The following is a 10,703-nucleotide window of genomic DNA, read 5'->3' as shown; positions in this document are numbered from 1 at the left end:
CCGACCCATCACGAGAGCCGGGCCCGCAACAAGGGCGTTGATGCCTCCACTGGCGCCAGCAACAGCGGCCACAAGCGCGCGCCCAGCTCGCGGCGGAACATCGCGAAATGGCCGATCTGATGCAGGCCCACAGCCTGCGGGTCCAGCGTGTGGCGCTGCACTTGCGCGGCGCTGAACTGGCGGGCCAGTTCATCGACAGCCGGTGCCGGGCCGAACACATGGTCGTCCGTGATGTTCCAGAGATGCACCGGCCCCTCGAAGCGGTCATAGGCCAGGTGGCCCTGCAGGCTCGGGTCGGTGAACATGAAGCCACGCCGGCGCCCCCAGGCCGCCCACTCCAGCGCCGCGCCCTTGGGCAGGCCCTGGGCCCGCGAACCGAGCAGCCAGCCCGGCGCATGGCCGAAGACATGGCTGGCAATGGGCAGCATCGTATGGAAGAACAGCCAGGCCTTGAACTTGTCCAGGCCCGACCAGAAACGCCAGTCCGCCGCCTGCGCTGCCACGCCCAGCAAGGCGTCGGCTCGTTCATAGCCCGGCGTCATGCCGACCGCATTGCCGCCGAAGCTGTGACCTATCCACAAGAGGCCCAGCGCCTCGCCCTGGTTCTGCTGTTCGAACAGGCGGCGGCGCTGCGCAGCATGCAGCGCCGCCCCCATGTCCAGCTGCGCCCAGTCGCGCAGCCTCGCCTCCTCCTGCTGAAGCGCCTGCGCCCGTGAGTCGCCAATGCCGCGGTAGTCGTAGCTCAGGACGGCATAGCCGCGCCCCGCCAGCCATTCTGCAAAGCCGCGATAGAAGCCGCGCGCCACGGCCGTGGCCGGGCTGACCACCGCCACCGCCCGGGCCGGGCCGGCGGGCTCGTGCCAGGTGGCGGCAAGCAGGCGGCCGTCGCTGCAGCGCAGCCGGGTGTCTCGGGTCGTGAAGCAGGTGCTCTTGTTCATGGAGCAAAGTCTAGATTGGCAACCGGGAAGGCACTAGACTGCAATTCATCGACACATTGGTTCCAAAATGGCGACAAAGACCGCACCCTCCCGCTACCGCCGCACCGTGGCCGAGGCTGCGTTGGACGCCAATGCGCTAGAGCTTTTTGCCCGGATCGCCGCGGCCGGCAGCTTTGCCGCGGCGGCTCGCGAGCTCGGCTTGACCCGCGCCGCGGTGAGCCGGCGCATCGCTGCCATCGAAGAGGCGGTCGGCCTGGCGCTGTTTGCCCGCAGCACCCGCAGCCTCGGCCTGACCGAGGCCGGCCGGCGCCTGCATGCCCGCGCCAAGCTGGTGCGCGAGGCGGCCGAAGGCGCCCGCCTGGCCTTGCGCAGCCAGCGCGACCAGCTCGGCGGCACCTTGCGCATCAGCGCCACGCCGAGCTTCGGCCGCCATGTGCTGGCGCCCTTGCTGGCGCGCTTCCAGGCTCTGCATCCCGCGCTGCGCTATGAACTTTTCTTCACCGACCGGCGCGTCGACCTGTTGCGTGAAGGCCTGGACCTGGCCTTCCGCATCACCGCCCGGCCACCGGAGGATTGCGTAGCACAGCCGGTCCGGCCATTCGCGGTGCGGGCCTATGGCCTGGGCCCGCCGCTAGCGGATCTTCAAGCCCTCGCCGACCAGCGCCTGCTGCTGCTGGGCCAGCATGAGGAGCCGCTGACCAGCCACTGGCTCAGCGACGGGCCGCCGGCAAGGCGCGAATCACTGATGTTGCAAGCCAGCGCCTGGGGTGGCGACATGGAATCGATGCTGGCGATGGCACGTGCCGGCGGCGGCGTGGTGATGGCACCGGACTTCTGTGTGCCGCCTGGCGATGCGCTTGCCGACCTGCTGCCGGGCTGGCGCATGGTGGTCGCCGAGGGTGAATGGGTGCAGGCGCTGACCTTGCCGGTGCCCGCCGGCTCGGAGACGGCACGGGCCTTCGTCGCCTTTGTGCGCGCCGAGCTGGGCCAGCCTCAGGCCAGGGCCGAATAGAGGTTCTTCATCGACCTGCGGTGACGACTCCAGCCGGCACGTAGCAGCCGTTCGCGTTGAAGCTCGTTCGCGCTGCCGAGGCCATCGGGTGAGGGCTTGTGCTCCTGTCCCCCGGACCGGGCTTCGCCCGATCCTCCTCCTTTACCTCGCCCAAACCCTCACCCGACACCCTCGGCCGAACCTGCGCATGCCACCAGGCGAAGGCCACAGTGGTGCGGATCAGGTCGGCAGTGGGTTTCCCGAAGCGAGGTAAAGGAGGGCCTGGCGCAGCCAGGGCCGGGGGACACGAGCGCAGGGGAACCCACTGCCGACCTGATCTTCGACCAACAGAGGAACAAGAAAACGAATGGCAGCAATGTGCCGTCAAGAGACGCCCCCGGAAATCGCCGATGGACCTCAAGAAAGCCGCTCGCGCTCCAACTCGTAGCGTTTGACGCGATCCTCCAGCACCTGCACACCGATGCCGGGGCCCGTGGGCATCTCGATGAATCCGTCGTCTGCCAGCACCACGCCGGGCGCGACGATGTCTTCGGCAAAGTAGCGCGAGGTTTCAGAGGTGTCACCCGGAAGCGTGAAGCCGGCTGCGGCCTGCAGGTGCAGGTTGAAGGCGCGGCCTATGCCTGTTTCATCCATGCCGCCTGACCAGACGCCCACGCCCCGCTCATGGCAGAAGGCCGCGATGCGCAGCGACTCAAGCAATCCACCGACGCGACCCTGCTTGATGTTGATGATGCGGCAGGCATCGAGCGACAGCGCCGCGCGGGCATCGTCGAGATCGTGGATCGATTCATCCAGGCACAGCGATGTGGCCAGCTCCCGCTGCAGCGCGGCGTGCTGAACGATGTCGCTGTAGGACAGCGGCTGCTCGATCATCGTGAGATTGAACGCGTCGAGCTCGCGCAGAAGCGGCGCGTCTTCGATGCGGTAGTCGCCATTGGCATCGGCCATCAAGGCGATCTGCGGGAACTCCGCGCGCAAGGCACGCAGCCACGCCACGTCCTTGCCGCGCATGATCTTGACCTTGATGCGGTGGTAGGGCCGACGCAAGGCCTCCTCCACTGCACTCAGCAACTCTGGAATCGAGTCCTTGATGCCGATGCTGATGCCCGACTGGATGCGCCGGCCCGGCCAGCCCAGCAGCTCATGCAGAGGCACACCGCGCTGGCGTGCCACCAGGTCCAGGAGCGCGTTCTCCAGCATCGCCTTGGCCATGCCATGGCCGCGCACGGGGCGCAGCCGCTCGCCAAGTTCGGCAAAGCTGATGCCCGCTTCGACCTGCGGCAAGAGGAAGTCCTTGAAGATGTGGCGGGCCGTCTGCGTCGTCTCGTACGAGTAATACGGGTCCGGGTCGGCCACGCATTCGCCCCAGCCCACGACGCCACCGGATTCAATCCGCAAGAGCAAGGCCTCCTTGACCGCCCAGCTGTGCACGCTGGTGGCGAAGGGCTGGACGAAAGGCAGGCGGACCGTGATCAGCTCGATGCGATCGAGCTTGGGCAGCAGCGCCAATTCAGCAGGGGTGAGTTTGTTCATTCAGCGGCTGCCAAAACGTTCGAGGTTGCGTTGACGGGCCTTCGCCGCTTCGATCTCGCGATCCTTGGGCTCGGCCGTCGTGACCAGTCCGCCGATCAAGGCGCGTGCCGAGCGGGCCACCTCTTCCACCGCGCGATTGAAGGCTTCTTCATTGGCCTTGGAAGGCACATTGAAGCCGCTCAGCTTGCGTACGAACTGCAAGGAGGCATCGCGTATCTCAAGCTCGGTGGCCGGCGGCTGGAAGTTGAAAAGGGTCTTGATATTGCGGCACATGCTCGATCAATCCTTCAGGACTTTCCAGCTCTTCGCGCCATCGAGCCGGCGGATCTTCACATCGCCCAGAACTTCGGGCTCGAACATGCGCGCATTGATGCCAGTACGGCTCTTGTCTGTCGGCGCGACCGGCCGCCACTGCACGATGCAACCGCAGCGGCCGCAGCGCATGAAGTCAAGCATGCGGTCGCCCCATTGGTAGCTCTGCAAGACGCCGGGTTCCGCCTCGACCTTCACTTCGCTCAATTGGAAGTAGGCCCACAGCGTGCCGTAGCGCCGGCAGATCGAGCAATTGCAGTTGGTGAGGCTGCGCGGCTTGCGCGGGATGCTCAGGTGAACGGATCCGCAATGGCAGGTCGCTTTCAGCATCACTCAACTCCTCTTCAGATCAAGGCGCGTCCGATGAGTATCTTCTGAACTTCAGAGGTGCCTTCGTAGATTTGCGTCACGCGCACATCGCGGTAGATGCGCTCGACGGGGAAGTCGCTGACATAGCCGTAGCCGCCATGGATCTGGATCGCCGCCGAGCAGACCTTCTCGGCCATCTCTGACGCGAAGAGTTTGGCCATGGCTGCCTCTTTCAGGCAGGGCAGGCCGGCGTCCTTCAGGCTGGCGGCATGCCAGATCAGCTGGCGCGCGGCCTCGATCTGCGTGGCCATGTCGGCCAGCTTGTGGCTCATCGCCTGATGTTCGAAGATCGGCACGCCAAAGGCCACGCGCTCCTTGCTGTACTTCAGCGCCGCCTCGAAAGCCGCACGCGCCATGCCCACCGATTGCGAGGCGATGCCGATGCGGCCGCCTTCCAGGCCCGACAGCGCGATCTTCAGCCCCTGCCCCTCTTCGCCGAGCCGATAGCTCGCCGGAATGCAGCAGTTCTCGAACAGGACCTGCGCCGTGTCGCTGGCATGCTGGCCCATCTTGTCTTCGATGCGCGCGACCGTGTAGCCCGGCGTCTTGGTGGGCACCAGGAAGGCGGAGATGCCCTTCTTGCCGGCCGCCTTGTCGGTCACGGCCATCACGATGGCCAGGTCGCCGTTCTTGCCGCTGGTGATGAATTGCTTGACGCCGTTGATCACGTAGTCGTCGCCATCGCGGACGGCGGTGGTCTTGAGCCCGCCCGCTTCCGAGCCGACATGCGGCTCGGTCAGGCAGAAGGCGCCCAGCATGTCACCCCGCGCCAGCGGCTTCAGGAACTGCTGCTTTTGCTGCTCGTTGCCGAAGGCCATCATGATCGAGCAGCAGGGGCAGTTGTTGACGCTGACGACCGTGGACGTGGCGCCGTCACCGGCGCCGATCTCTTCCAGGATGATGCTGAGTGCCAGATAGTCCAGGCCCGCGCCGTCGTACTCGCTCGGCACGGCCACGCCGTAGCAACCGAGCTCGGCCAGGCCTTTCAGCTCGGCGGCTGGGAAGTGGCGGTTCTTGTCCCACTCGGCCGCCTTGGGCGCGATCTGGTCTTGCACGAATGCGCGCACGGCATCTTGTACGGCGCGGTGGTCTTCACTGAGGATCATCTTGTTGTCTCACCAGGCCAGCGGTTGGCCGTCGTAGTTGAGGAAGGCGCCGTTGTCTGCGGCGGTGAGTTGCGAGAGCTGCCCGCGCATGCCGGCCACACTCTCGTCGACAGTCAGGTCGGCGCCGCTGCCGCCCATGTCCGTCTTCACCCAGCCTGGATGAAAGGCCACACAGATGACGCGGCCCTGGAGCGCCAGCGATGCGTCGCGCAGCACCGAATTCACCCCCGCCTTGGAGGCGCGGTAAAGCCAGCTGGCCGTGGAATCGCGCAAGGCCATCGAGCCCATGCGCGAAGACAGGATCGCCAGCCGCGCGCCCGGCGCCATGTAGTCCGGGAGCTGCGGCAGGATGCGCATCGGGCCCAGCACATTGGTGCGCATCACCGCGTCGAACTCGTCTTGCGGCGGCGTCTGCAGGCCCTTGGTACGCGTGCCGTGGATGCCGGCGTTGATGATCACGCGGTCGAAGACGTGGCCATCGATCTGCCAGGCCAGGCCCGAGGCGCTGGCCGTGTCGGCAACGTCCAGCTTCAGCGCCGTGGCACCGAGGCCGCGCAGCGTGGCGAGTGCCTCCTCGCTGCGCGCCGTGGCCACAACCTGGGCGCCCGACTGCCGGTACTGGCGGACGAACTCCAGGCCGATGCCACGCGAAGCCCCGATGACGAGGACCTGCATCTCTTAGATCAACTCGACGCCAACGGCCGTAGCTTCACCACCGCCGATGCACAAGGCCGCCACGCCACGCTTCAGGCCGCGGTGACGCAGGGCGCCGATCAGCGTGACCAGGATGCGGGCGCCGGAAGCGCCGATCGGATGGCCCAGCGCACAGGCGCCGCCGTTCACATTGACGATCTCGTGCGGCAGCTTGAACTCGGCCATCGCCGCCATGGTCACGGCGGCAAAGGCTTCGTTCACTTCCCACAGATCGACGCTCTTGGCATCCCAGCCATTCTTCGTCAGCAGCTTGTTGATCGCGCCAACCGGGGCGGTGGTGAACCACTCGGGCGCATTGGCGTGGACTGCGGTGCCGACAATGCGAGCGACGGGTTGGAGGCCCAGCTTGGCGGCGGTGGATTCACGCATCAGTACCAGCGCAGCGGCGCCGTCGGAGATCGACGAGGAGGTGGCGGCGGTGATCGTGCCGTCCTTCTTGAACGCAGGCTTCAGGCCGGCGATCTTGTCGAGCTTGGCCTTGAACGGCTGCTCGTCCTTGTCGAACACGGTGTCGCCGCCGCGGCCCGACACGGTCACCGGCGCGATTTCCCATTCGAAGCTGCCATCGGTGTTGGCGCGCTTGGCGCGCTCGGTCGAGGCGATGGCGAAGGCGTCTTGCGCTTCACGCGTGAAGGCGTACTTGGCGACGCATTGCTCGGCGAACACGCCCATGGCCTTGCCGCGCTCGTAAGCGTCTTCCAGGCCGTCCAGGGCCATGTGGTCGTACATCTGCGTGGCGCCGTACTTCACGCCCTTGCGCGCGAACATCAGGTGCGGCGCATTGGTCATCGACTCCATGCCGCCAGCGATGAGGATGTCAGCGCTTTCGGCCTTCAGGGTGTCGTGGGCAAACATGGTGGCGCGCATGCCGGCGCCGCACATCTTCGAGAGCGTCACCGCGCCCACCGACTGCGGCAGGCCGGCCTTCAAGACGGCTTGCCGCGCGGGCGCCTGGCCCTGACCGGCCATCAGGCAGTTGCCGATGAAGGCCTCCTGGATGGCGTCTCCGGGCACGCCGGCCCGCTCGACCGCGGCCTTGATGGCCACAGCGGCCAGTTCCCAGGCCTGCAGGCCGGCGAAGTCGCCGAGCAGGCCACCGATGGGCGTCCGTGCGGCGGAAACGATAACGATGGAATCAGACATGAGGCTCTCCTTGAAAGCGTTGATGACTACTGAATCGGAAGTTCACGGTGCTCGGGTTCCGCCACCTCCGGGCGGAGCTTGCTGCCGTGCTGGACATGGAAGCGCTTGTGCGCCTCGTAGGGAAAGACGTCGTGCACATAGCCGGCCTCGATGCGCTCCTTGTGGCCTTGCCAGTAAGCGGCATCGAGCAAGTCGGCGTGGTGCTTCATGAAGATCTCGCGCACGCCCGGATGACCCAGGAGGAAGGGGCCGAAGGTCTCGGGGAACACATCGCGCGGGCCGACGCGGTACCAGACCTCGCCGCTCATCTCTTCCTCTTCATTGCGCGGCGCGGGCACCTTGCGGAAGTTGCAATCGGTCAGGTACTCGATCTCGTCGTAGTCGTAGAACACGACCTTGCCGTGGCGGGTCACGCCGAAGTTCTTCCACAGCATGTCGCCTGGGAAGACATTGGCGGCCACCAGGTCCTTGATCGCATTGCCGTACTCGACCACCGCATGCTCCATCTGCGCCGGCGTGGCTTCCTGCAGATAGATGTTGAGCGGCACCATGCGGCGCTCAATGTAGACGTGCTTGAGGATCAGGTCGTCGCCCTGCTCCTCAACGAGGCTCGGGCAGAAGAGCTTCAGCTCCTTGATCAGCTCTTCCTCGAAGCGCCAGCGCGGGAAGGCGACATTGCTGAACTCCAGCGTGTCGGCCATGCGCCCGACGCGGTCGTGCTGCTTCACCAGCAGGTACTTGCCCTGGATCAGCTCACGCGTGGTGTTGTCCTTCTGCGGCGGGAAGTAGTCCTTGATCAGCTTGAAGACAAAGGGGTAGCTCGGCAGATCGAACACCAGCATCACCATGCCCCGGATGCCTGGCGCGATGCGGAACTTGTCGGACGAGTGGCGCAGGTGATAGAGGAAGTCGCGGTAGAACAGGTTCTTGCCGTGTTTCTGAAGGCCTATGGAGCTGTAGAGCTCGGCGCGCGGCTTGCGCGGCATCATCGAGCGCAGGAAAGCTACAAAAGCGCTGGGCACTTCCATGTCGACCATGAAGTAGGCGCGAGCGAAGCTGAACAGCATCAGCAGTTCGTCTTCGCCGAACAGCGCGGCGTCGATCTCCAGCAAGCCGCGCTCGTTGTGCAGGATGGGCAGCGCAAACGGCGTCTCGGTGAAGCCGTTGACGATCTTGCCAACCACATAGGCGCCCTTGTTCCGATAGAACAGGGAGCTCAAGACCTGGATCTGGAAGTTGGTGCGCCAGCGGAACAGTCCCAGCTCCTGCTGCACCGCGTTCAGGACACAGTCCACGTCGCGGCCCAGGTCCTCGAATTCGACATCGAGCTGGAAGTTGGTGACGATTCGCATCATCGTCTCGCGCAGCGTCTCCTTCGTGGGGTAGTAGCAGCGGTAGGTCGGCTTGGCGGCGGGCTCGTCGTTCTCGATGTACTCGGTCGAAATGGCCGGCCGCACAAAGATGAAATCGTTGCGGAAGTAGCTGTGGTGGAGCACCCGCGTGCAGACCGAGTTGAAGAAGGTCTCGGCGAGCTCCGGCTGGTGGTGGTTGGTCAGGAGGCCGATGTAGTGCAGCTTGACCTGCTGCCACACGTCCATGGGCAGGCTGCCGATCTGGAACTGTTCTTCCAGCATCGCAATGCCTTCGTCCACCCGCTTGTCGTAGAACTCGATGCGCAAGGCCTGAGCGCGTTGCTGCCCATGCCAGTCGGCCCGCTCGAAGCGCTGCTTGGCCTCGGCCGTGGTGGCGCGAAACAGGCGGTAATGCTTGTTGAAGCCGCCGAGCAAGGCGTTCGCAATCTGGAACGCACGGGCATCGGTCAGCTTCTGCGGGAACATGGCTGGCTCCGACTGCAGGCTCAGGCAGCTCTTCAGGCGGCGCTGTTCACGCGCGCAGCCTCGTAGCGCTTCTTGACGTTGGCCAGCGCCTGGCGATACGCCTCGCCCACCTGCTCGGCCGCCGAGACGGTCAAGGACAGGTCTTCCAGCAGGCCGTTGTGCAGGCCATAGACCCAGCCATGCACCACCACCTCCTGGCCGCGCGCCCAGGCGTCCTGGACCACCGTGGTCTGGCAGGCGTTGCGGGCCTGCGCCAGCACATTCAGCTCGCACAGCGCATTGACGCGCTGCTCGGGCTGCAGCGTTTCGAGCCAATCGGCGTGATCGTTGCGCACGTCTTGCACATGGCGCAGCCAGTTGTCCACGAGGCCGGTGCGCAGGTCCAGCAGGGCCGCGCGCACGCCACCGCAATTGGAATGACCGACCACGATGATGTGCTTGACTTTCAAGGCATCGACCGCGAACTGCATGACCGACAGGCAGTTGAGGTCCGAATGAACCACGACGTTGGCCACATTGCGATGGACGAAAAGCTCGCCCGGCAGGAGGTTCACCAGCTCATTGGCCGGCACGCGGCTGTCAGCGCAACCGATCCACAAATACTGCGGCGTCTGCTGCTTGAGCAGGCGTGAGAAGAAGCCCGGTTCGCGCGACTCGGTATCTGCGGCCCACTGCCGGTTGCTCTCGAGGAGTTCTTGAAGGTTCGTGCTCATGCGCTCATTGTCCATGTGGCAAGCATCGCGGTGCTGACAGCGATGCCACCGCAGACTTCGATCAAGGGTCTTTTGAATCTGGCGAGCGTTGCTTCGTGAACGCTCAAGGCAGCCAGGGCCGCGCCGCAGGCCGGCTCCACCATCACGCGCATCGCGTCGGCGAAACGGACGCAGGCCTGGGTCGCGTCTCGGTCGCTGACGGTCAGGCTGAGCGTCGGGTGGGACTGCGCCAGGCGCAGCGCCTCGTCCGCCACACGGCGGGCCCCCAACGAGGTCGCGATGGAAGTGATCGCCGGCAGCGTGACGGCCTCGCCGGCTTGCAGGCTCCGGCTGAGGCTGTCGGCGCCCAAGGTTTCGAGCGCAATCACCGGCACTTCGTTCAGGCCGTGCCGTTGCAGGCCCTGCACGATGCCGCAATAGAGGCCGCCGCCGCCCACCGCAGTGATCACGGCATCGAACTCCACGCCCTCGGCAAGCACTTCGTCGATCAGCGTCGAATGGCCGGCCCAGAGCAGCGGATGGTCAAAGGGATGGACATGACGCGCGCCGCGCTCGGCCGCCAGGGCGATTGCAAAGGCGTTCGCCTCGTCGAATGCAGCACCGTGGCGCAAGACGGTGGCGCCGCGCGCCGCGATCTTCTCGGCCACGGCCGGGCTGCTGGTTTCGGGAAGCACGATGGTGACGGCCATGCCCAGGGCACGTGCTGCGTAGGCAGCCGCAAAGCCGGCATTGCCGCCCGATGCACAGACGATCTCACGCACGCCCTCAGCCGCCGCCTCCTGCACCAGACGCCCCACGCCGCGCAGCTTGAAGCTGCCGCTGGGCTGCAGCGCGTCCATCTTCAGCCACACCTCGGCCTGTGGGAACAGGCCGGGCGCGGCGCGCAGCAGCGGGGTGTTGAGGTGCAAGGGCTTCATGGCCAAAGGCAGATCACATGGTCTGGCATTCACTCACATCCGACTAGCGGATATGAGTGCCTGCCGCAACGGCGCCGCCAAGTGGCTTGTTGTCTGTACCCGAGCCCA

General features: G+C 65.7%; 11 protein-coding genes. 1 reads left to right on the top strand and 10 read right to left on the bottom strand.

The genetic code is table 11. The annotated features are described in order from the left end of the window. Positions 1-8 precede the first annotated feature (8 nt). Positions 9-938: an alpha/beta hydrolase family protein gene (locus tag ABT392_RS00925; protein WP_334279164.1), complete on the bottom strand. Its 930-nt coding sequence runs from the start codon at positions 936-938 to the stop codon at positions 9-11. 67 nt (positions 939-1,005) lie between these two features. On the opposite strand from ABT392_RS00925, the gene ABT392_RS00920 reads away from it, so the two are divergent. Next, entirely contained in the window at positions 1,006-1,950 is a 945-nt protein-coding gene (locus ABT392_RS00920; RefSeq protein WP_395384354.1) for a LysR family transcriptional regulator, read from the top strand. A gap of 396 nt (positions 1,951-2,346) precedes the next feature. Here the strand turns inward: ABT392_RS00920 and menC are convergent, their stop codons facing one another. The 9 genes from menC to ABT392_RS00875 are packed head-to-tail and all read right to left on the bottom strand — an operon-like array spanning position 2,347 to position 10,595. Then, complete coding sequence (gene menC / locus ABT392_RS00915) at positions 2,347-3,483, bottom strand: o-succinylbenzoate synthase (protein WP_395384355.1); 1,137 nt, start codon at positions 3,481-3,483, stop codon at positions 2,347-2,349. Further along, positions 3,484-3,756: a DUF2277 domain-containing protein gene (locus ABT392_RS00910; RefSeq protein ID WP_334279167.1), complete on the bottom strand. Its 273-nt coding sequence runs from the start codon at positions 3,754-3,756 to the stop codon at positions 3,484-3,486. A 6-nt stretch (positions 3,757-3,762) separates the two neighbouring features. Continuing rightward, a complete protein-coding gene (locus ABT392_RS00905; protein WP_334279168.1) occupies positions 3,763-4,125 on the bottom strand; it encodes a GFA family protein in 363 nt (120 codons plus the stop codon). A 14-nt stretch (positions 4,126-4,139) separates the two neighbouring features. Next, positions 4,140-5,270, bottom strand: a complete 1,131-nt coding sequence (locus tag ABT392_RS00900) for an acyl-CoA dehydrogenase family protein (RefSeq protein WP_395384356.1) — start codon at positions 5,268-5,270, stop codon at positions 4,140-4,142. A gap of 9 nt (positions 5,271-5,279) precedes the next feature. After that, positions 5,280-5,945 (bottom strand): SDR family oxidoreductase, encoded by a 666-nt coding sequence (locus ABT392_RS00895; RefSeq protein WP_395384357.1) that lies wholly within the window; start codon positions 5,943-5,945, stop codon positions 5,280-5,282. 3 nt (positions 5,946-5,948) lie between these two features. Then, a complete protein-coding gene (locus ABT392_RS00890) occupies positions 5,949-7,127 on the bottom strand; it encodes an acetyl-CoA C-acyltransferase (protein ID WP_334279171.1) in 1,179 nt (392 codons plus the stop codon). A 26-nt stretch (positions 7,128-7,153) separates the two neighbouring features. Next, on the bottom strand, positions 7,154-8,965 hold the full coding sequence (aceK, locus tag ABT392_RS00885; RefSeq protein ID WP_395384358.1) for a bifunctional isocitrate dehydrogenase kinase/phosphatase: 1,812 nt from the start codon (positions 8,963-8,965) through the stop codon (positions 7,154-7,156). A gap of 32 nt (positions 8,966-8,997) precedes the next feature. Beyond that, a complete protein-coding gene (can, locus tag ABT392_RS00880; protein WP_334279173.1) occupies positions 8,998-9,678 on the bottom strand; it encodes a carbonate dehydratase in 681 nt (226 codons plus the stop codon). Further along, complete coding sequence (locus ABT392_RS00875) at positions 9,675-10,595, bottom strand: pyridoxal-phosphate dependent enzyme (RefSeq protein WP_395384359.1); 921 nt, start codon at positions 10,593-10,595, stop codon at positions 9,675-9,677. Before ABT392_RS00875 ends, can begins: the two co-directional genes overlap by 4 nt. Positions 10,596-10,703 lie beyond the last annotated feature (108 nt).

It is taken from the genome of Paucibacter sp. JuS9 (genome assembly GCF_044043925.2).
Lineage (GTDB): Bacteria > Pseudomonadota > Gammaproteobacteria > Burkholderiales > Burkholderiaceae_C > JAUASW01.
The sequence above is the reverse complement of the archived record's forward strand: the minus strand, read 5'-3'. Positions and strand labels throughout refer to the sequence as shown.